General features: G+C 55.7%; 16 protein-coding genes. 11 read left to right on the forward strand and 5 right to left on the reverse strand.

Annotation, left to right across the window (positions count from 1 at the left end; translation table 11 throughout):
- The 3 genes from ACEWZM_RS18860 (at window position 1) to ACEWZM_RS18870 (ending at window position 4166) form a co-directional block, all read left to right on the forward strand.
- Window positions 1-1305, forward strand: coding sequence for an AAA family ATPase (locus tag ACEWZM_RS18860; protein ID WP_414008175.1), 1305 nt, complete (start codon window positions 1-3; stop codon window positions 1303-1305).
- The gene (locus ACEWZM_RS18865) at window positions 1302-2444 is read left to right on the forward strand and encodes a ParB/RepB/Spo0J family partition protein (RefSeq protein ID WP_414008176.1); all 1143 of its coding nucleotides are present in this window, start codon (window positions 1302-1304) and stop codon (window positions 2442-2444) included. Before ACEWZM_RS18860 ends, ACEWZM_RS18865 begins: the two co-directional genes overlap by 4 nt.
- A gap of 423 nt (window positions 2445-2867) precedes the next feature.
- Complete coding sequence (locus tag ACEWZM_RS18870; RefSeq protein WP_414008177.1) at window positions 2868-4166, forward strand: family 16 glycosylhydrolase; 1299 nt, start codon at window positions 2868-2870, stop codon at window positions 4164-4166.
- A gap of 13 nt (window positions 4167-4179) precedes the next feature.
- Here the strand turns inward: ACEWZM_RS18870 and ACEWZM_RS18875 are convergent, their stop codons facing one another.
- Complete coding sequence (locus ACEWZM_RS18875) at window positions 4180-5088, reverse strand: sulfotransferase domain-containing protein (protein ID WP_414008178.1); 909 nt, start codon at window positions 5086-5088, stop codon at window positions 4180-4182.
- 177 nt (window positions 5089-5265) lie between these two features.
- Here ACEWZM_RS18875 and ACEWZM_RS18880 point away from each other — a divergent pair, with 177 nt between their 5' ends.
- The 3 genes from ACEWZM_RS18880 to ACEWZM_RS18890 are packed head-to-tail and all read left to right on the forward strand — an operon-like array spanning window position 5266 to window position 9104.
- Window positions 5266-6522 (forward strand): glycosyltransferase family 2 protein, encoded by a 1257-nt coding sequence (locus tag ACEWZM_RS18880; RefSeq protein ID WP_414008179.1) that lies wholly within the window; start codon window positions 5266-5268, stop codon window positions 6520-6522.
- Entirely contained in the window at window positions 6515-7840 is a 1326-nt protein-coding gene (locus tag ACEWZM_RS18885) for a glycosyltransferase family 2 protein (RefSeq protein ID WP_414008180.1), read from the forward strand. The genes ACEWZM_RS18880 and ACEWZM_RS18885 overlap by 8 nt, the downstream gene beginning before the upstream one ends.
- Window positions 7824-9104, forward strand: coding sequence for an O-antigen ligase family protein (locus tag ACEWZM_RS18890; RefSeq protein WP_414008181.1), 1281 nt, complete (start codon window positions 7824-7826; stop codon window positions 9102-9104). Before ACEWZM_RS18885 ends, ACEWZM_RS18890 begins: the two co-directional genes overlap by 17 nt.
- 9 nt (window positions 9105-9113) lie before the next feature.
- Here the strand turns inward: ACEWZM_RS18890 and ACEWZM_RS18895 are convergent, their stop codons facing one another.
- Complete coding sequence (locus ACEWZM_RS18895; protein WP_414008182.1) at window positions 9114-9899, reverse strand: hypothetical protein; 786 nt, start codon at window positions 9897-9899, stop codon at window positions 9114-9116.
- A gap of 9 nt (window positions 9900-9908) precedes the next feature.
- Window positions 9909-11987: a GumC family protein gene (locus tag ACEWZM_RS18900; RefSeq protein ID WP_414008183.1), complete on the reverse strand. Its 2079-nt coding sequence runs from the start codon at window positions 11985-11987 to the stop codon at window positions 9909-9911.
- A 175-nt stretch (window positions 11988-12162) separates the two neighbouring features.
- Here ACEWZM_RS18900 and ACEWZM_RS18905 point away from each other — a divergent pair, with 175 nt between their 5' ends.
- The 3 genes from ACEWZM_RS18905 to ACEWZM_RS18915 are packed head-to-tail and all read left to right on the forward strand — an operon-like array spanning window position 12163 to window position 15388.
- Window positions 12163-13251: a glycosyltransferase family 2 protein gene (locus ACEWZM_RS18905; RefSeq protein ID WP_414008184.1), complete on the forward strand. Its 1089-nt coding sequence runs from the start codon at window positions 12163-12165 to the stop codon at window positions 13249-13251.
- Window positions 13252-13255: 4 nt separating this feature from the next.
- Complete coding sequence (locus ACEWZM_RS18910) at window positions 13256-14203, forward strand: glycosyltransferase family 2 protein (RefSeq protein WP_414008185.1); 948 nt, start codon at window positions 13256-13258, stop codon at window positions 14201-14203.
- Window positions 14204-14206: 3 nt separating this feature from the next.
- Window positions 14207-15388 (forward strand): glycosyltransferase, encoded by a 1182-nt coding sequence (locus ACEWZM_RS18915; protein WP_414008186.1) that lies wholly within the window; start codon window positions 14207-14209, stop codon window positions 15386-15388.
- On the opposite strand, the gene ACEWZM_RS18920 is transcribed toward ACEWZM_RS18915, so the two are convergent.
- Window positions 15295-16356, reverse strand: coding sequence for a glycosyltransferase (locus ACEWZM_RS18920; protein WP_414008187.1), 1062 nt, complete (start codon window positions 16354-16356; stop codon window positions 15295-15297). The two genes, ACEWZM_RS18915 and ACEWZM_RS18920, sit on opposite strands and share 94 nt — an antisense overlap.
- A gap of 210 nt (window positions 16357-16566) precedes the next feature.
- Between ACEWZM_RS18920 and ACEWZM_RS18925 the strand changes: the two genes are divergently transcribed.
- On the forward strand, window positions 16567-17727 hold the full coding sequence (locus ACEWZM_RS18925; RefSeq protein ID WP_414008188.1) for an ABC transporter substrate-binding protein: 1161 nt from the start codon (window positions 16567-16569) through the stop codon (window positions 17725-17727).
- Window positions 17728-17833: 106 nt separating this feature from the next.
- Complete coding sequence (locus tag ACEWZM_RS18930) at window positions 17834-20506, forward strand: methyl-accepting chemotaxis protein (RefSeq protein ID WP_414008189.1); 2673 nt, start codon at window positions 17834-17836, stop codon at window positions 20504-20506.
- Between the two features lie 164 nt (window positions 20507-20670).
- Here the strand turns inward: ACEWZM_RS18930 and ACEWZM_RS18935 are convergent, their stop codons facing one another.
- Window positions 20671-21987: an MFS transporter gene (locus ACEWZM_RS18935; RefSeq protein ID WP_414008190.1), complete on the reverse strand. Its 1317-nt coding sequence runs from the start codon at window positions 21985-21987 to the stop codon at window positions 20671-20673.
- Between the last annotated feature and the right edge of the window lie 28 nt (window positions 21988-22015).

Genomic DNA, 22015 nt, shown 5'->3' on the forward strand with positions numbered 1-22015 from the left:
ATGTTTACCCATCAAGACCTGGCGCAGATGCAGGCACAGTCGCTAAAGATGCAGAGTTGGATCCGGCAGCAGACCTTCTCTCCGAAGATGGAAAAGACGCTACGGCGGTTCTCAAGTTGGGAAGTCGCGGAGCTGATATTTAAGGTCAATCAGTCCACCTTGCGCGGGCGTCTTGCGGCGGATCCAAGCCTGCCACAGGGCCATGTAGAGGAAGATGGCCGCCAGCGCTGGTATTCCCTTGAAGAGATCAATGAACTGCGCCGCCGTTTAAAAGTGAACCGCAAATCGCTGATGCCGGAACGTCCAGCTGGTAAACGCGCTCTTCGCGTGGCGATTTCCAACTTCAAAGGCGGTGCGGGCAAATCGACCGTCGCCCTTCATTTCGCTCATGCTGCGGCGTTGGATGGCTACCGTGTGCTTTGCGTTGATTTCGATCCGCAGGCCACCCTTTCACACTCCATGGGGCTGAGCGACATTACCGAAGATTATACAGTCTGGGGTATTATGGCGCGGGATTTGGTTCGTGAAACCGAACGTATGAACGCGAGCACCCGTGGCGCAGAATCCGGGGCTGCCCTGCCTGAGCGTAGATTGCCCGAAGCGATTACTGGAATGGGGTTGCAAGACCTCCGCATTAGCGATTTTGTTAAACAAACAAGCTGGCCCACCATTGATGTCATTCCCAGTTGTGCCAACGCGGCCTTTGTTGAATTTGCTTCGGCACAATACAGGCATCTAAATCCCGAATGGTCGTTCTTCGCGGCGGTGTCACGCTATCTTGATCAGCTGCCGTCTGAAGATTACGACATGATGATCTTCGACTGTCCGCCGGCTATCGGCTACCAGTCAATGAATGCCGTCTTTGCTGCTGATATGCTCTATATCCCGTCAGGCCCTGGGTATTGGGAGTACGACTCCACGACGTCGTTCATTGGCCAGCTGTCTGAAGCGTTGGAAGATCTTTCTGCCTTTAATGGAGTTGTCCCTGCGGGGACATTCAGTTTGCCCAAGGTGTTTCAGGAGGTCCGTTTTCTGCTCACGCGCTATGAATCTGGCAACGATTTGCATCGGGCTATGCGGGATGCATTTGTAAAGGTGTTTGGCGATAGGATGACCGAACACCCGATTGAGATGACACGCGCGGTCGAACAATCGGGGCGTTTCCTCAGCTCCATCTATGAAATTGACTATCGAGATATGACCCGGGAGACGTGGCGCCGCGCGCGCGCATCCTTTGACCAAGCCTATGTGGAATTCAAAGACAACGCCCTTACGGCATGGGCCCAACTGGAGGATGAAGGATGAGCAAACGCAGAATGTTCGACATCGATTTCCCGTCGGACCCAACGCCACCGGAATCGGATGGAGGGGCCCCTGCCCCATCTAACACGTCATCTGATCGTAAGGCGCCAGAGACCAAATCGGCGGTTCGAACAGGTGAGGCGCGGCGTGGACCAATGGCGACAGCGATCAGCGAGAACGCTGATGCGTTGCGCAGCCGTGCCGAGGTCGAGCAAACAATCCGAGCTGAGAACGACCGTCTGGCGCATGAGTTCGTTCGGCTCAAGACACTCGGATTGGTCGTGGACCGTATCCCGTTGGAGCAGATCTCTACCAGCAAGCTGATCCGCGACCGGGCAGTTAATCGCGATCCCGATCTTGGCGAGTTGAAGGAATCGATCCGCGATCTTGGCTTGTCTAACCCGATCCGTGTGGAAGAAGACGGTGACGGCTATCAGCTAGTGCAAGGGTTCCGCCGCTTGTCGGCGTATCGGGAGCTGTATGAAGAGACCGGTGATGACCAATTTGGCCTGATCCCGGCCGGCCTCGTCGCCCGTGGAGAAACACTTCAGGGCCTATATAGGCGTATGGTGGATGAAAACCTAGTCCGGCGCGACATCTCTTTTGCTGAAATGGCGCAGCTTGCCCTGTCCTATTCGCGCGATCCGGAGACCAGTTTAGACTCTGTAGAAGAGACTGTTGCGCTTCTTTATGCTTCAGCCGGTCGCCAGAAGCGCAGCTATATTCGCCACTTTGCGGAGTTGCTGGATATGATCGGTGCCGAGTTGTCCTTCGCAGAGTCTATCCCGCGCGCATTGGGGCTGGATCTCAAGAAACACCTGGCTGAGAATATGATTGCATTGGAGAGCCTACAACAACGTCTACGAGGCCAGGTTTTTTCCAGTGCGGAGGAAGAGCTCTCTGTGCTTCGCCAAGCGCTGAAAGCACCCGGCTCAGGTGCCAAGGAAGCAAGCACTGGTAAGCAAACTGGAATAGCCAAAACGACATTGCGATGTTCTGTCCCGGCAGGGACAGTTCGCTGTTTGGCACGGGATGGCCGGATTGAAATGGCGATGGAGCGGGATTTTTCCGCGGTTGATCAGAAGCGGCTTGAAACTGCGATTGCTGCGTTTTTCGACGCTTTGGATGCTCACGATCTATAACGTTACATAGAATGGTGGCTAGATGCATGAAGGTTGTCCCTTTGGGGGCAACCTTTTTTCTGGTCGACAACTGGTAGATATGAATACATGTTAACAATGCCCGCTTCGCTGCCGATGCGGGGTTCAACAAGAGTGTCCCTGCGGGGACGGTTGTTTCGATATAGTTGCGGATCGGTTCATTTCGGTTGGCGCATTGGGGGATGTACTGTGTCGAGATAACCTGACTGCCCGTGGGGCGGTTCTGTCGTGCTAGGCATATCGACCAAAAGCAACCCTCTAAAACTGTTCTTGAGTTTGTGTTAAACTATATGAATGGGGCACTAATGAGCGGTAATTACGGCACAATCCTGCCATCGTTCGCCCCAACAACCAAACCCAAGGTAACGCTGTTTCGGAACGGCACGAAGGTTTGGAGTTATCGATATGGCGTCTACAGACACCACGCAGACGGCAAGGACACCAGCAGTTGACCTGCGCGTGTTGGGTCAGATCCGTGACAGCGACGATTGGCTGGTGTCGACCTGGAACGCAGGACAGTCACGCGACACTCAATGGTCAGCGGACAATGTCCAGATTAACTCCGAAGGATTGGTTGAACTGCATCTGACGTCGCAGACGGGCGTGGGAGATCGGGTTTTTACTGGTGGTGAGATGCAATCAGAGGCCGCGCATGAAACCGGTACCTGGAGCTGGACGGCACAAGCGCCCCAGATGCGGGATGGGACCGTTTTTGGGATGTTTCTCTATCAGGAGGATTATCGCAATGACCGCTGGTTGGAGTTTGATTTTGAATTCGTTGGAGCCAATACGCGCCAGGTGCAACTTAGCATCCATATGGAAGCAGAAGACGGCAGCCGGGTTCGCCTCGCTGATGGCCCCGCGGGGCCGATGGTCGTTGATCTTGGGTTTGATGCGTCTGAGGAGCGGCACGTCTATGAGATTGAATTAACCGGGACCAGTGCGATCTTTCGTGTTGATGGTGAAATACTGGCCGACCTGAGTGGGGCGGATATGCCCAATGGCTTGTGGTATTCCGGTGCAGTGAAAAGCTTTGCTGATCTTTGGGCGGTTTCAGAGAACCAACGCGATTGGGCGGGCACCCCTGATCCGGATGGGCCACCCCTGGTTGCGGTGATCGCGGATGTGTCCCTACCGGGACAGAACAATCTGGATGAGCCAGTTTATGATGCTGAAATGCTTGGTACAGATCAGGCTGAAGATCTCATTGGTGGCGATGGCGCAGACCTTATTCATGGCGGTGCGGGCGCAGATCAGCTGGTGGGGAACCGCGGTGCCGATCATCTTTATGGAAACCGAGGTCGGGATATCTTGCGCGGCAAAGGCGACGATGACTTTCTGTTTGGCGGGCGCGGCAAGGATCGTTTGGCTGGCGGTAGTGGGGATGATGAGTTGGACGGCGGCATTGGTCGCGACCAGCTACGCGGTGGCGCTGGTGCAGATGTATTTGTTTTTCGACAGAGCGGCCCGGCCGATCGTGTCAACGATTTCACTCTGTCCCACGGGGACGTATTGGACTTGACCTGGTTTGAACTGGACGGTGCGGATCAACTCCGTTGGCTGGACGGAGAACGCGGGCGCGGCGCTCGTGACCTGTTGCAGGTCGAAGGTGACGATGGTTGGATAAATGTAGCGGTTATTGATGATCAGGGCGACGCGCTAACCCTTGACCTGTTGGTGGCCCAGGATGCGATACTTTTCTAGACAGATGTGTACATTAGGTGTTTGAACCATAGATCGCTTCCCAGCTGTCCCATGGCAGCCTGTCTCGGCCAAGAAGATCGGGGAGTTGGGCTAAATCGTCAGCGAAATAACCACGGAGACTTGCAATATCATCGTCCCCGAGGGGCGGTACAACATCCCGCATGTTCTGGCTGTTGGCACGCAGCATAGCGGAAACCGGGCCTACCGTTTTTAGCCGTGCCAATGCATCCTCAAACCCGGCCCTTCGCAGCCGGTCGCCACCAGCGCGTAGTACTTTGCGCAGGGCAGGAAGACGAGGGCGGTCGCTCTCATTCCGCCGCTCATGCAAGACCGGCGAGACATGGCTGCAATCCAACCCGGCAAAGCGATAAACCTGCTGAGCAGCGTGGACCGGAGCGGCGCTGATTTCTTCCGCCAGCATCACCAACACCCGGTCGCGGCCCAGGACCGATATCCAGTTTCCCAGATGACGACTGTAGAGGCCCTGCTCGAGATAGGCGGGGTTGTTGGCCAGTCCTTCGCTAAAGGGCAGGGGAGGGATATGGCCTTTGATCACTTCATGCAGATGATTGGAATAAGCACGGGCAACCGGGTCGCGCAGGAGACAGATGACCCTGATAGATGGATCAAAGGCGTTCAGTCGTTCAGGACAGCGTGGGTCATAGAAGTAAGAGGGAGAGGCCTCAAACCTGACCGCTTTGTCTGCACCATGGGCGAAGTGGTTTTGATACCAGTGATATCCGCGATCAAAATAGGCGCTGAAAAAATCCAGCTCTTTCGGGTCCGAAACGGCCGCATCCGGATGCGCACCAAGGGCCGTATGAATGAAGGTCGATGCACATTTTTGCGCGCCAATGCCAACCAAAGTGGGGCCAGCCTGTACAGTCTGGTCGGGTGCTGTGGCTAAAGGCGGAACAGTCATGAATGGTCTTTCGTGGGGTGTCGTAGGGGTGAGTGTCCTAGGTATCAGTCTTAGCAGGTTGGTGCAGCAGCGCTATGGGAAATGCCTGTGGAACAGTTTGCATGGTTGTTGCGCTCGGTATCTGGCCTCATCCCGCGGCGACATGTTAGACATGCGTCGGATAAAGCGGGCAGGACAATGCACGAACCGGCGGGGCAGGGGCCATTGATTTCGATCATCATGGCCAATCATCAGGGAGCGGGCTACCTCGGCGCCGCACTGCGCTCTGTTGTGGCGCAAACCTACGTAAATTGGGAACTGATTGTAGCAGACGATGGGTCTAGCGATGGGTCCGTCGCCATCTTGCAAGATGTTGCAGCGCAGGATGCTCGTGTGCGGGTTCTTTTGCACGAGACCCCCAGCGGTCCTGCAGCGGCGCGCAACCGGGCACTGGCCGCCGCAGGCGGAGACTGGGTAGCGATTTGTGATTCCGATGACGTTATGCATCCCGACCGGTTGCGGCGCTTACTGGCGGCAGCTGAAGAACTGGACGCTGATGCCGTTGCCGATGATATGATCCATTTCGCGACAGAACCGCTGGCGGGTCCACGCAGGGTACTTGGAGACGATGCCCCCGATGTGGCGCGTAAGATCGAAGCTGCTGATATGCTTCGAGTGCCGGAACTGGGAGAGAGCGGTGGGCAGCTCGGTTATCTAAAGCCCTTGATCCGGCGCTCTGCGCTTGGGGCATTGCGCTATGACGAGACACTGCAGATTGGTGAGGACCAGGACTTTTATCTACAGTTGCTATTGCAAGGCGCAGGGTTCTGGCTGGTACCAGAGGCGCTCTATCTTTATCGGCGTCATCCTCAGTCCCTGTCCCATCGGTCTAACCGTGCACAGGTGGCCGCAACGTTGGCGGCTCTGGCTGCCTTGTGTGCACGGTTAAGCCCGGACCAAATGTTTGAACTTGAAGGTGTTATTACCCATAGACGGCGGGTACTACAGGGTCGGCTGGCGTTTGAGACCTTGGCGGAGCATCTGAAGACGCGGCACTATGATCGCGCTCTGGCGCAGATCCTGCGACACCCCTCTCTGATTCCACGTTTAGCACGAGTTGCGATGGCGAAGGTACGCAGCACTGGAGTAGGGCAGGGGGGTGCAATACCCGTCCGCGCGGGAGAGATCCTACATCTTGTTGGGCCCGGTGGACATCTGCCGGAGACTAACCATGGTCAGCGGACAATTGAGGTACCGGATCCGGCTGCGGACCATGGCTGTGGTGCCCTTTGGGCTGAGTTGTGCCATCTGGCATCGCTTACCGAATTGACGTTGACCTATGGCGATGCTGCAGGGCTGTCGGCGGCGTGGCGAGTTCCAGGTGTGGTACATATCCTGGCGCGCGGTCCGGTGATTTCAGATCTATCTCCACCTAAGGGATGGCGAGATGACTGAGCCAAGGCCACAGATTTCTGTCATTATGGCCAATCGCGACGCGGCGGCGCATCTGCCATTGGCGATAAGGGCTGTTCTGGCCCAAACGATTGCAGATCTTGAGCTGATTATTGTCGATGACGCTTCGAATGATGACAGTTGGCAGGTGATCTCTGACGCGGCAGCACTGGACCCCCGAATTCGTGCTGTGCGACGACAGAGCTGTGGCGGCCCGGCAGTGGCGCGCAACGATGCTCTTGCGCTTGCTCGGGGGGATTGGATTGCGATCTGCGATAGCGATGATAGCCAGCATCCCTTGCGTTTGGAACAGATGCTGACGGCGGCGCAGGATCTAGGGGCGGATATGGTCGCCGATGATATGATCCTGTTCTCAGATCAGCCGATGGCACGAGCTGAAACCATTCTTGGAGCACATGCGCCGCGTAGCTCACTTGCGCTAACGTTGAAAGACGTGGTGTTGAGCGGGGTTGATCCTAAGAGTATCAGCCATATCGGATATCTTAAACCATTGATCAGAAGAAGTTTTCTAAAGCATGTAAGATATAACACTGCACTGCGGGTTGGGGAGGACCACGATCTATACCTACGTCTTATACTGGCTGGTGCAAATATGTATGTGCTGCCAATGGCTGGGTATCTCTATCGTCGGCATCCGACCTCGGTTTCCTATCGCAATATGCCGGAGGATCTGGCCGCGCAGATATACGCTTTGGATAGGTTGGTAGCTCAGACAAATCGGGAGGATCTCGTGCCGCTTGCTGGGATGCGGCGACAGGCTTTGGTGCGACGCCATGCACAGCTGGAGTTGGCGCGGGACGTTCGGGCTGGCCGTTGTTGGTCTGCTATCTTGCGTGGACTGCAGCGTGTAGATCATCTGCCTTGGTTGATGTCTGTGCTTCGAAACCGGCTGGAACTGAAACTGCAAATTGCTATCTCACGGCTATGGCGCCGACGACAGTGCTGGCGGTTGGGCGCACATGCAATTGTTGATGGCCGGGAGGCCACAGTGACCACACCAACCGATGTCGATGGTCAGCTGGATATCAGCGCTTCTGCTGCGCCGATCTGGGCTAAGCTGTGTTGCGCTGCCTCACGCAGATCAATTGAGGCGGAGGTGACCGACCCGTTGGGGGCGTCTGCGCTATGGATGCTGCCTAGGATCAGAACGCATGAGACGGAGGCCCATTTTGTTGCCAAAGAGACGCGCGAGCGCGTTGCAGTAAGCCCCGAGACTGGATCGGGTCGGCCTGTGAAGGTAGCGGTAGGGAACAGCGGACGTTCAGAGCAGACCAAGGAGCGAGATGATACCGACGGCTGAGCCACAGCAGAATCAGCCGCCTCCGACGGCTTCGGTGCTTCAGCGTGCCGCTGGCCGGTTTTGGCTGAAACAAGGCCATCTGCACATGGCTTATCTGATCCTTGCGGCAATGTCGGGGACCGGTGTCGTTTATCGGTTGGGGTTCCAGTCGCCGGGTTGGATGGCGCTATATGCGCTGACAATCCTATGGTTCTTGCGCGATTGGCGGCAAAGTGCTGCCATTCTGTGGCAGGCCTGGCCAGTGCTGACGCCTTGTTTGATAGCCATGGCTTCTACGCTGTGGAGTGTGAACCCGCCGGTGACCGCCTATCGCAGTTTTCAGCTGACCATGACGACGCTTATCGCGGTGCGGATTGCATCGGCCATACCTGCGCACCATACGATGATTGTTGTCAGTCTGACCTCTGCAGCAGGAGTGGCACTGTCCTATCTGAATTCCATTGTGACGTTCCTGTCGCCAGCTTTTCATCCCAATGGGGCGCTTAAGGGCATCTATATGCACAAGAACTCATTGGCCAAGGCGACTGTAAACGCCGCTCATGGGCTGGTGACGCTGGGGTTTTATTGGCGATTGTCAATATTTGGGATGTTGGCGGCGGCGCTAATGATCCCGGTGCTGGGTATGGCTCAATCGGCTGGCGCTTACGTGACATTCGCCATTCTTGGGATTTACGTGCCTGTGCTGTGGATCCGCCGTTGGGGTGGCACTGCACGGCGTGTGGCACTGCTGTTTTCGTTGATGCTGCTGTTTCTGGTGCCTATGGCGATATATATTTCAGGAATTGATGCGCTGGGGCTGCTGCTGGCTCAACTGGGTAAAGACAGCACCCTGACCGGGCGTACAGTGATCTGGGCTTTTGGGATGGAAGAAATTGCTAAGGCGCCAATTGGCGGCGTAGGCTTTGGCGCGTTCTGGTCGGTGCCGTCTTATGCGAGGCTCTATATTGAGGCCTATGTCGATGAGGGTTTGTACTGGTTTCACAACAGCTACATCGAGCTGATGGTGGGCAATGGCCTACTTGGAGCGGTGACGTTTTTTGGCTTGTTGATTGCTGTCGTGATCCGCTGTTTTCGCTGGTACCTGCAGGACGGGAGCGTCACCTCTGGGTATTATCTGTTCTATGTGCTGATCAACCTGGTCGCCGCTCTCTCGGACAATGTGATCTACAATGAGCATTCGATCAGGCACATGTTGATCGCCATGGCCTGGATCTATGCGGGTCGTGCGTTGGGACGCTGGCAGGATGTGCCGCCACGGATCTGATGGGTGGTTTTAGCCTGTGACTGTGGCGGAGTCAGTTGCTTGATCAATCGGAAGACCCATTGCCGTTTCAAGCGCCGGATCAAGCTGGCTCATAATCCAGGCGCGATCTTGTGGCGTTATCAGCTGGCCGGGTTGACTTGGTTTAACGTTGCGATCGGACCATGACCAACCATAGTGCCCTTTTGGTACCTGCAGCTTTTTATAGCGTGATACGCTGCCCTCTTCGAGAGCAATCCGGGCCAGGACCTCATCTGGGTTTTCGCTGATCGCGGCATGGGTTGTATAGATCACTCGCGCGCCTCTTTTGGGCAGTGAGAGCAATGCTTCGGCCTTGGCTCGGCGGAGCGCCAATAGATTGGCAAATGGCGTGCCAGTTATTGGATGAAGATCCTGATTGAGCGGCTGCCCTTTGCAGGCGGTGTTCGTAGGAAGGTCGAACCACGCAGGCACATCGATTTCACTTTGCCATTCGGCGCGGATGAACTCAGAGAAAGACAGATCACGCAAGCTGGATAGGCTATGCCACGGTTTGCCGTACATGCTTTCGAGCCATTGGTACGGATCGCGAAAGATCACGACGTAAAGCACGTCTGACGGGAATGCGATGAGGTTTGGGAACGCGTGTTTCCACATTTCATACCGGGGTCGGGCAGCAGCAAAGTTCTGCCGGACCAGTTGATCCAGAAAATTAGTGCCAGAACATCGTTCGCCCAGCACCTGATAGTTTAGTATGGGCTGACCTAGGCTGCGACGGCCGACCATGCGTGCTTTGCGAATGAGTGAGGACAGTTGCATCAGACGATATCAACCATGGTAATAACGATCGCGGGACCGTCGTGTTGCACCATAGAGCGGTTTTGAAGCGGCTTTGACCTTGGTCAGCACGATGCCGTCGGGGCTGCGCCCTCCCTGTTCCAATTGCCGCAGTGCATCAACAAAAACAGACTGACGGGTCGTGTTCCACTGTGCCAACATGATCAATAGATCAGCGTGTTGGCCGATGATCCGTGCATCTGGAACAACCGAAATCGGCGGGGTGTCAAAAATGATGATATCCCAGTGGTTGCGCGCCACGGCTAATAGCTCAGTCAGCCCTCCCTGGCTAAGTTGGTCTGCGGCGCTGCCCGATACGGTCCCAGCAGGTAGAATATCGGCCTGGCCAAGGACACCGGGAAGAACCGCGTCTGCAAGAGGAGACTGTCCGGCGAGCACATCAAACAGCCCCGGTTTGCTGTTGCCATCCGCCAACGGGTTCGAGAGGTAGTGACGGCGCAAATCGCCATCGACGAGCAACACCGATTTACCGATTTGTGCCATATTATGGGCCATGGCTGCAGATAGCGTTGACTTACCGTCACCGCTTTCCGCAGAGGTGAAAACTACCACCTGCGGTGGCATATCTCCGCGCGCCATAAGGAGTGAGGTGCGAAGGTTGCGAATAGCTTCGCCATCACGGGTTTGTGGGCCAAGGGCGCTGGCTTGTTCAGGTCTGATTTTCTGAGCGAACTGTTCCAGCACGGCAATCACCGGGACGGATGTCAAACCAGCGATCTGAGCAGCTGAATGGAGGCGCGCGCGTGCGAGTTGCAACACAATGACCACCACCGTGCCGATAAAACCTCCGAGGAAAACCCAGATTACGAGGATCTTGCTCTTGTTCGGTAGTGCCGGGCGGTCGGGTGGAAACGCACGCGAGATGACCCGGCTATCGGCACGTTGCAATCCGATTTGCATGGAGGTTTCGCGTAGCCGGTTCTGAAAATTCTCAAACAACAGACGACTGGCCTCTGCATCGCGTTCGGCCTGTACGACACCGGTCAATGCGTCGCTTTGGGTCGCAATAGTGATCTCCAGGTCGGCCATGGAACGGCGGATCGCCTGCTCTTTGACTTCGGCCTCACGCAGATCACGGGAGGCCTGACTAAGAACCCTTTGCCAGCCGGTTTGCAGATCTTCGGAGCGTGTTAGGATCGTCGCTAACCCGTAGCGGCGGGCAGCGGCGCGCTGATCTTCGGGTGTTTGCGAGGTGCTGAGATCACTTTGTTTGGCTTTTTGTGTCGCGACATCCTCGGCCCGTTCAGCCAGAGCGCTGCGCAGCGAAATCAGTCGGTTTTCCAATCCGATAAGCTGCGCAGGGCTGGTCACATCAGCCTGCGCCCGAATATCGGCTACTCGGCGTTCGTTGATCTCTAGCTGGCCACGCAGTTCCGTCACCCGTTCAGCAAGCCATCCGGTCGCTTGTTCGGTGACATTCAGTTTTACCGCTACCTGGTTCTCGACATAAGTATCAGCAAATGCATTGGCGATTTTGGCAGCTTTGAAAGGGTTCTCGCTCAGTATCCAGATCGAGAAAATATAGGTGTCCGGAATGTTCACCACGGTGGTATTGGCCAACAGTGTCTGGATCACTTTTTCGCGGAGGAATGCCGGGTCCGGGTCGGTGTTTACATTGTAAACCTGCATCCCGAGGATGGTTTTGATAAAGTCCTTCAATGCCTGCACCGGGTTAATGCCCGGAGCGCGCAGCATCATGTTGAATTCAGGGTCTGTGACGAGGTTGAGCCGATCAACCACCTGACCGGCGAGTTCGCGACCACCAAGAATGTGGACTTCGGTGCGGATCACCTCATCTGTCGCAGAGAGGCTGCTGACCACGCTTTCGATATCCACGACCTTTTCATCCCGTGTATCAAGCACTAGCTGAACTTCAGCACCATAGAGGGGCGTGGAGGCGATGTAAGCGCGCCAGACGCCAAAAAACAGGCCGATCAGCACACAAGCGCAGATCACCCATCGGCCACGCCAGATAATTGCAAAAATGGCCCCTAGATCGAGCACCTCCTGGCCGTCATCAGCGGCAAAGGACGTCTTAGGCGTGGACACGTTGGTTGACCCCATCGTTGTTGGTTTGCCTACGGCCCACCCTGCGCTGCGCGACGCCGCAAGGGTTGCAAGTAGGTGGCAGGTCCAAGTTCATTAGACTGCTCTCAAAAATCAATCTGTTGCAGCATAATCAGATCCGCTAGACAGGTCCATAACACGGAATGGAACAAAGACCATGGGCACGAGCGGGCAGAGAGGTAAAGATGGCGTCGTGGACGCTCGTGTTGAGTTTGCTCCGGTAGATGACAGGATCCTTGTCGTGATCCCGACACTGAACGAAGCGGCCGCTATCTTGCCTTGTCTCGAGAGCCTGCTTTGTGACCCGCTGCTGCGCGATCCTGACCGTTGCGAAATAGTGGTGGCCGATGGTGGTAGTGAGGACGACACCGTTGCAATAGTGCGGCGGTTTGCCGAGACTGCCCCTTGTTTGATCCATGTTCTGCACAATCCAGATCGGATACAGTCAGCAGGCATCAACCGCGCGGTCACCGAATATGGCAGCGGTTTTACGCTTCTGCTGCGTTGTGATGCCCATGCAATTTACCCCGTCGACTACGCAAGTGCTCTGATGGCCGTCATACAGGCAGCGGAGGATAGGGTATCGGTTGTTGTGGCCATGGATTCCAAAGGGCTCAATGACTTTGGGAGAGCTGCTGCTTGGGTGGTAGATACACCGCTTGGCTCTGGCGGCGCGGCACATCGAGGGGGACAAGTCTCCGGGTATGTAGATCATGGGCACCATGCGTTGATGGATTTGCGTTGGTTCCGGAAGGTCGGCGGTTATGACGCTACTTTTAGCCATAACGAAGATGCTGAGTTGGACTGGCGTTTGCGTGAGGCCAAAGGTCGGATCTGGTTGGCGGGTGAGATACGGCTTGGCTACGTGATGCGCAGCACGCCTGCAGCACTTTGGCGGCAATATATGAACTATGGCGCCGGTCGGGCTGCGACGTTGATAAAACACCGGATGCGTCCGCGTTTGCGGCAGTTGGTTCCGGTGGTGAATTTACTTCTCTGTATTTTGGCTTTGGTACTAGCACCGGTCTGGCCCATGGCGCTCATCTGGGTGTTGGTCTATCTGGGCGCAGTGGGTGCACTCACGGCAGTTGCCTGTCTGCGGTTGGGCACAATCGGGCTTTGGTCCGGAGTCGCGCTGATTGTTATGCATATGGGTTGGGCGCTGGGACTGCTATGGGCGGTGGCACGTCATAGTCTTCGATCCTTTTCCGGAGACGCGGCCCGGACACAGCGGGACGGTGGCTGATCTGATGACACAACGGATCTCTATATTGCTCTGCACCTATCGGCGGCGCAGTGTCGTGCAAACGCTGGAAAGTTTGGCTCGGCTGAGCGCACCTTTGGGATATGTGATCGACATTATTGTTGCAGATAATGATGTGAATCCTTCGGGCGAGCATCGGGTGCGGGGGTGTGTAACATCCTGGCCGGTTAGCTATATCCATGCGCCAGCCCGCAATATTTCGATCGCGCGCAATGCGTGTCTGGCGGTTGCGCGTTCGCGGCGATCAGATTGGGTGGCGTTTGTTGATGATGATGAGGTGGTACCTGCTGATTGGATCGAACAGTTGGTGCGTTGTGCCGCCGATACCGGGGCAGATGTGGTTTCGGGTCCCGCAATTGCACGCTATCCGGACAATACGCCTGACTGGATGGTTCAACAGGATTGGCACAGCAATTGGCCAGAGCTGCGCGATACCTCAGACGATGTTCAGTTACAGACAGCCCATAGTTGCAATGCGCTAATGCGACTGGCTGGCACGCGCTGGGAAGGTCAGGATTTTGATCTTAAGCGCGGTGTCAGCGGCGGCGAGGATACTGCCTATTTCTTTGCAATTTCACGCCTCGGGGCACAGTTCTCCGTTTGTGCTGAAGCCCTGGTGTTTGAAGAGGTTGCGCACGGACGGTTAAACCTGAGCTGGTTGGCCAAACGGCGGTTTCGTATGGGGCAGAGCTATGCGGCCAGCGCGCCGGGGTTTCTGGAGCGGTCGCGCCTAGGAGTGTTGGCGCTGGCCAAGGTGGTTTACTGTATAGGTGCAGCGCTGCCAGTATCGGTATTTACTGCCCGCCGTAATTTCTGGCTACTGCGTGGTTTGCTACATCTGGGCGTGTTGGCAGGTTGTTTTTCGTTGCCACAAGCACAGCTATACGGTGCGACGGCTGATGAAGACCTGCCACCGCAGCGAGCAAAGGGCTGAGTCGTGGCCCGGCTGGTCTGCTTTGCGTCTGATCTCACCGATGTTGCGCAGTTGCGGCGGTTGGCCGCATTTCAGGCGCTTGGGCATGAGGTGATTTCCGTTAGTTCGCGCAAAGGTCCAATGCCAGATGTTAGCTGGCAGAATATCGATCTGGGCGAAATCGGTCAGCACGGATTGTTGAGGCGAGGGCGACTGGCGCTGGCTGCGGCGTTACGTAATCCGGAGCTGATCTCATTGGTGCAACAAGCCGATCTACTGGTTGCGCGTAACGTTGATATGTTGGCCTTGGCTGCGGCTGTACGGCGACGCAGTGTGAGCCGCGCCTCTCTGGCTTATGAAGTACTGGATATCCATTCACTATTTGAGGGTCAGGGCCTCAATGCCAAGGTTGCGAGATGGGGAGAACGCCGTCTGATGGCTGGGATCGATGTTTTGTGGCTGTCGTCATCAGGCTTTCATGCGGGATATTTTTTGCCAATACAGGGTTATGATGGCCCTTGGCATCTGGTTGAAAATAAGATGGTTGTTCCCGAAGGGATGTTGCGCCCCTGCGCGGATCATGACGCGGGCGTTGTGAGTGATGTGCAGCGATTAGGCTGGATCGGGGCCATACGCTGTCGGCCAAGTTTTGAGTTGCTGCTTAAGGTTGCTGCCTATTTGGGCCCAGCGGTAGAGCTGCATATTCATGGTAAGATCCACGAACATGTGTTGCCAGATTTTCATAGCCGCATCGTGCAGCTAGATAACGTTGTTTTCCACGGAGCCTATGACTATCCGGATGGATTGGCGGCTTGTTACAATACCTGTGACGTTGTGTGGGCACAGGACCTTTGGCAGGCTGGGGATGGTCTTGTCAGGGGCAATTCGGATTTGTTGCTGCCCAATCGGATTTATGAGGCCGGGTGGCACGGCTGCCCCGTTATCGCTGTAGCAGGAACCCAGACTGGCCGCAAAATTGACGAAACCGGGCAGGGTTGGACCTTGCCAGCCGCTGACGCTGAGGCGCTGGTACAACTATTGAAGAGTATAACGCCAGAACGGGCGGCAGCCTGTCGTGCCCGGATCGCGGCATTGCCTGAGACGGTGTTTCGTCAGACACCCTCGGATGTGACGGCGATGTTGGCTTCCGCAGGAGTGAAGACTTCGGAAGCCGGTGCCGAGCCTGCATCAAGGAGCGGTGTATAAAGCGACATAAACCGCTCACCGCCGCAGCGCAGGGATAATGTTTCCAACACGTAGTCACGCGGCCGATAGGTCGGCAAGGCCCGCCAGAAGCGATCGAATTGTTCTTCGATATTGTTTATTTGAAACTGTAACCCGCAGCGTTCGTCGAAGTAAGGCACCGAACTGGGGATGACTTCTCCCGCAGTAAGGGCACGTTGCGATGGATCGACTAGCTCTCCCTGATCCCATGCGAATACGGGCAGATTGGCAGACATCGCTTCCTGATAGGCCAACCCTTGGGTTTCATGCTCGGTACAAAACAGGAGCGCGCGGCTGCGCGAAACCAGGTCGCGATATTGCGTTGGGGTATGGGAGCCGTAGTTCAATTCACGCCAAGTCAGCCCACGCGCTTTCAGGAGATCCCGCAGTGGCTGCACCAGATCTGTCTCGCGGGCAGATTTTCGATGCCAGCGGACCTTGTTGTACAACAGGATATCAATAGATTTTTCATTGCCGGACATATCTGGCCAGGCATCGGTGTCGATACCGACAAACATGGGGGCAAACTGGCGACGGATTTCAACAGGATTAAGTTGTATCGGCCAGGTGGATGGGTAGGTCAAAATCCGTAGGTTCAGCTGCCGCTGCAGGACTTCCAAATCATCAGGGTCTGGGACCCGACCCGGACCGTAGAGCGCCGGGTTGCGTAGCCCAAATCGGGCCAAAGGCGGCAGGTAGCCGCTTAGACCGATTGGATGATCCGGGTGCCTGCGCGCAAAAGCAAAGTCATTTATCACAACGTCGTGGCCAAGCATCTGAAGGCTTTTGGAGAGATTCGTGAAGGCGACGTAGAATCCGGTGCGGGGCTGGGCACCCTTCATCAAGCGGTAGCCATAGCGCAGTCGTTCACGTAGGTATGACAGAGATTGCCCGCCGCGGAAATCATAGGCTTTGAGGTCGTAGCCATCAAAGAACAAAGGAATTTTCACGATAGCAGGGCCCTAGGTAGCGACCAAAATCAAGCGTCATTAACTTAGCAGGCAGCGCCGGTTAAGTCGATGATTTATCCGTTGGCCCTCCGTTCTAAGCGATATGTAAAATGCGTCGTTTATTTTACGCAGGGTTATTCTGCCGTCTAGGTGCTTTGTTAACGGGTAGGCGAGAGGCTGCACCAATGCAATGGAAGGTGGAGTAAATCGATGCTGCTAAAAAAAGTAATTACCGCGACGGCGCTGGCTGTAGTCCTGCCAACACTAGGGCTGGCAGGGCAAGGTGTTTCAGAAAATGAAGTCCGTTTCGCACAGGTCGCTGCGCTTGACGGGCCGGCTGCGGCACTGGGGCAGGGTATGCAGCTTGGGCTGGAGGCTGCCTTTGCCGAGGTGAACGCCGCTGGTGGTGTGCATGGGCGCAATATCGCTCTGGACAGTATGGATGACAGCTATGAGCCTGATCGCTCCGTAACACTGGTCAAACAGGTGATTTCGGACAATCAGCATATTGGCCTGATCGGTGCCGTCGGTACGCCAACGGCGTCTGCGACGCAGCCGATTGCGACTGATGCAGGGATGCCTTTTATCGGGCCATTCACCGGCGCAGGATTTCTGCGGGATGCGAGTCACGGCAATATTCTCAACGTTCGAGCCACCTATGCGGCTGAAACGGAAGCTTGGATTTCACATCTGGTAGATGAACAGAATATGAAGTCTGTTGCGCTGCTATATCAGGACGATGGATTTGGCCGGGTAGGTCTGGCGGGTGTTACTGCCGCCTTGGAAAAACGCGGCATGACGCTGGTTGCAGAGGGTACCTATACGCGAAATACCGTAGCTGTAAAAAAGGCGCTGCTGACAATTCGCAAAGCAAAGCCGGATGCCGTGGTGATGGTTGGCGCATATAAGCCAGTGGCTGAATTCATCAAGTTGTCGCGTAAACTCAAGTTCAACCCGACCTTCGTGAACATCTCTTTTGTTGGATCGGATGCGCTGGCCAAGGAACTGGGTGATGCAGGCGAAGACGTGATTATCAGTCAGGTTGTGCCGTTCCCATGGGATCAGTCTGTGCCAGTGGTTGCACAATATCAGCAGGCGTTGAAGGCCGTGGACGCAGATGCCGAGCCGGGATTTGTCACTCTTGAAGGATATTTGACCGGTCGCCTTGCCATTCGTGCGTTGGAAGACGTCGGCGCAGATCTCACTCGCGAAAGCTACCTCGCGGCGATGGCTGGTTTGCGTGATGTTGAATTCGGCGGTGTTACCATGCGCTTTGGGCCAGATGATAATCAGGGAATGGATGATGTGTTCCTGACCCGTATTACAAAGGATGGCGGCTTTCAGCCCGTCGTCTCCGGCGGCGGATCCTAAAGTAGACCTCGGTATTTTGGTCGAGGCGCATTCAGCGCCTCGACTGCCCGGCGCCTGTCCGAATTTGGGCAGAAATTAATTCTATTAATGACTTACGGGAATGATCATGACGACGCAGACACGTAAACGCGCAGCACGGCGGTGGAACCCATTGTCCAGTATTCGCGCCAAGATGTTTCTTATTTTACTGGCGATGGCTGGCACCTCAGCAGCAATTGGGTTCGCTGTAACGCAGGTGTTTGAACGAGTGTCGGCAGATGTGCATGTGCTTTCTAAGGAAAAACTTCCTGAGCTGGAATTAAGTGGTCAGATGACGGCTGCGGCGGCCCGGACCAAGGACGCCATGGTATCAGTTATGCTGGCGGATACGCTCAATGCGCTCGATTTTGCAAAGAGTGATGTAACGACGGCCGTGAAGGCGCTCGATGGGGCTGTGCGACAGCTGCCTGATGTGCTGCGCGATGAATTCAAGCCTGATGTAGTGATGGTTGAAGAGGCATTGGATGCTTCGATTGCGGCGCGCACTGTTGCGTTTAAGAACGCGTCGGCAGTCATCGCAATGACCGCGCAGTTACAAGAGCAAAGCAGCGCGTTGCAGGTCACTTTAGCGGCGATGGCGGATGAGGCCTACTTGAACCTGACCAAGGGCGGCGAGCAGACCATGGCTGATGTAGATGCGACGTTGGTTGATCTGGTCGAAGTCAAATTTGCTACGTTGCAGTCGCTGTTGCAGGCGCGCGCGGAAATCAACTTGATCTCGGGCATTGCGTTGGCGATTGGTGAAACGGATGATCGTGCGATGCAGTCTATCCTTACGGACCTGGCCAAAGCGTCGGATGGCCGTTTGAAGGAGGTGATAGACACATTGGAAGTTGATGCGCCAGGCGTTGTTCCAATCTTTACTATTCGTGATGCGGCCGCGGTGTTGCAGCAGGCTGTGTCGCGCGGGCGGCTTCAGTCCAACGCTTTGCGGCAAGATGTGCTGAGCGCGCGGCTGTCCAGTGATACCGAATTGGCAACCGCAGTCGATGATATGGTCTTCGAAGTGACATTGGCTGCGGAGGACGCAAGTGCAGACAGCAAAAAGGCAATCCAGGGCCTGCTGACCAATGAGGTGGGTTTCCTCAACACATTGTTGGAAATCAATACGTGGATTAGCAATTTTCAGGTTGCTGCACTGGATGTTGTCACCGCTCAGACCGTCCCGCAAACACGTGCCGCAGCTGAACCGATGGAACGCGCCGCCGCCGCGCTCTCTGAGTATAAAACGTTTGACGGTGGCCGCCTCGCTCAACAACTGGCTGAGATCACTGCTTTGGCACAACCTGATCAGGGTCTGGCGATTTTCCGGATTGCGTCGCTTACAGCAAATGTAGACGCAACCAAAGAGGCGAATGCAACTGCCAATGCCGTTCTGCAGATCGCCAGCCGGGCCTCACTGCTTGGGTCCGGTAGCCGGGGCGAGATTGCCTATATGGCCAATGACATCGCAACCACGGTGGATGAGGCCTACACCAATATTGAACGCCTTCTTATGATGGCGGGCGGGCTCCTGGTGGTTGCGCTATTGCTGACACATTGGCTGGTTCAGCGCCCACTGAACGCGATCAGCCGAACTACGGAACGGTTGGCCGATGGGGATCTAAGCCCCATCAAGGGTTTCGACCGAACCAGCGATGAAATCCACCGGATTGCGCAAGCACTGACCGTGTTCCGCGACGGCCTTGTGGAAAAGGAGGCTTTGTCTAAAGCTACAGAAGAGGAACGTGCCGCACATCAAGCGCAACAGGCGGCTGCTGTCACGGCGATTGGCAGCGGACTTGCACGATTGGCCCAGGGGGATCTGTCGGCTCGTATCAACGAAGAACTGACCGAGGGCTATGCGCAACTGCAATCGGACTTTAACCTGACTGCGGAAACACTGAGCACAACTGTTGTTGATATGGTTGATGTAGCGTCTTCTATTCGCAATGGCGCGGATGAGATCAGTCAGGCATCTGATGATCTGTCGCGGCGAACGGAAAGCCAGGCCGCTACTCTGGAAGAAACTGCAGCCGCTTTGGATGAGCTGACCGCCAGTGTGAAATCTGCTGCCGAGGGTGCGCGGGCTGTTGAATCCACCACCCAGGATGCCAAGAGCGAAGCGGTCAAAAACGGCAGCGTCGTAAGCAGTGCGGTTTCGGCAATGACCGATATTGAGGAAAGCTCAAAACATATCGCTCAGATCATTGGTGTGATTGACGATATTGCGTTTCAGACCAACCTTCTGGCGCTGAACGCAGGAGTAGAGGCCGCGCGTGCGGGCGACGCAGGTCGCGGTTTCGCGGTGGTTGCATCTGAAGTTCGGGGCCTGTCACAACGCACATCCGAGGCGGCGATGGAGATCAAGACGCTGATCAGTGAAAGCTCGAAGAAGGTCGACTACGGTGTGGAGCTGGTCGGCAAGGCTGGTACCGCGCTGAGTGATATCGTGGCTCAGGTCGGGCAGATCTCGCAGCAGGTTTCAGATATTGCTGATGGTGCCGCGTCACAGTCGACTGGCCTGAATGAGATCAACATTGGCATGTCGCAGTTGGATCAGGTGACCCAGCAGAATGCTGCAATGGTGGAGGAATCTACCGCCGCCAGCCACATGCTGCGTGGCGACGCGACAAAGCTGGCCGAGCTGGTGGCGAATTTCAATGTCTCAGAGCCGACAGCGGCGACGCAGGCAAGCTCATCAGGTGTGCATGACACAGGTTGGGACGCTGATGCTGATGACTGGGAAATGACAGGCTAAACAAAAGCTAAGTCGTGTGGTTTGACATTTTGATGACCGTATTGGCCACCGCGAGTGCGGTCATCTGCTTTTCTTGTCTCAGTATACCGCTCAAGCAACCCAACCCATCCCTTATTGGTATCGCTAGAGGAAGTATGGTGGTTCGGCGCATTTCTTGGGCCTCGTTAGTCGCGCGGATGCAGTTTGTCGACAACATCAGGATGTCGATGAAATTGCCCCTGTCCATAGGCGATCAGGTGAGGGTGATCTGGGCCCAGCTCTGGATGGCGATGGGTCGTGTCGTTGGTTGAATTCGCTATTGCCGGGTCGGCGTGCCAGAGCTTTATGGCCAGTGCCAGGCTGCAGAACGCGATGGTTCCCAGCACCAAGAAAGTTGTGTTGAAACCTGCCCAAGCGCCAATTTGTCCAGCCAATGGGTAGGTTATCAGCCAGCAGGCATGGCTAAGTGCGAACTGTGCAGCGAACAGTGCTGGACGGTCTTCGGGTATTGCGGATCGGCGCAGCAATCGTCCGGTAGGTGTCATCGCCAGGCTAAAGCCGAAACCGAGTAGAGACCAAAGCGTAACCAATAGGGCAAAACTGGTTGCTAATGGGCCGGCCAACAACCCAAACGTAAGGATGCAGCCACCGATCAGCATTGGCGGGCGGTCTGGTAAATGATCAAGTACACGGGGTAGCAGTAAGGCCGCGACCATTGATCCACCGCCAAACGCTGCTAAAGCAATGGCGACCTGCGCTTCGTGAAGATCAAAGCGCCCTTTGACAATCACCACGGTATTTACAATGACCATTGAGGATGCAGCAGCAACGACCATGTTCAACGACAACAGTGCGCGTAATCGTGGTGTCGCGAAGTAGAGCCGGATGCCGCGTGTTGTACGCGTCCAGACACTGCGCGGTTCGCCCGGTTTCGGCGATGGAATAGGTACCGACATCACCAAGAGCGCAGAGACGACAAACCCGATCACAGTTCCAAAAAACAGCGCTTGGAAGCTAACAACGGTCAGCAGTGCGGCAGCCAGCATCGGCGATAGAAGGCTTTCCAGATCGTATGCGAGCCGAGACAGAGATAGGGCGCGGGTGTACTCGGCTTCGTCCGGAATCACATCGGGTATAGTGGCCTGAAATGTAGGCGTGAACCCGGCCGAAGCGGCCTGCATCATGAAGATCAGACAATAAATCTGCCAGATTTCAGTGACAAAGGGCAACGCCAGAGCAACGCCCGCGCGGATCAAATCCAGAGCCACGAGCATAATGCGGCGCGGTAATCGATCTGCCAAAGCAGACACAATCGGAGCCAAGCTGACATAGGCCACCATCTTGATCGCCAAGGCGGTGCCAAGAACGACACCAGCCTCTTCACCGGCAATTTGCCAAGCAAGCAGGCCGAGCGCGACAGTTGCGAGCCCGGTACCAAGTAAGGCGATGACTTGCGCTGCCAGAAGATGGCGATAGGTTCGATTTGCAAGAACAGAAAGCATAGCGATCTACAGGTGGCTTTTGATTGGG

Origin of the sequence: Phaeobacter cretensis (genome assembly GCF_047372505.1) — a bacterium.
GTDB classification, from domain to species: Bacteria; Pseudomonadota; Alphaproteobacteria; order Rhodobacterales; family Rhodobacteraceae; genus Phaeobacter; species Phaeobacter cretensis.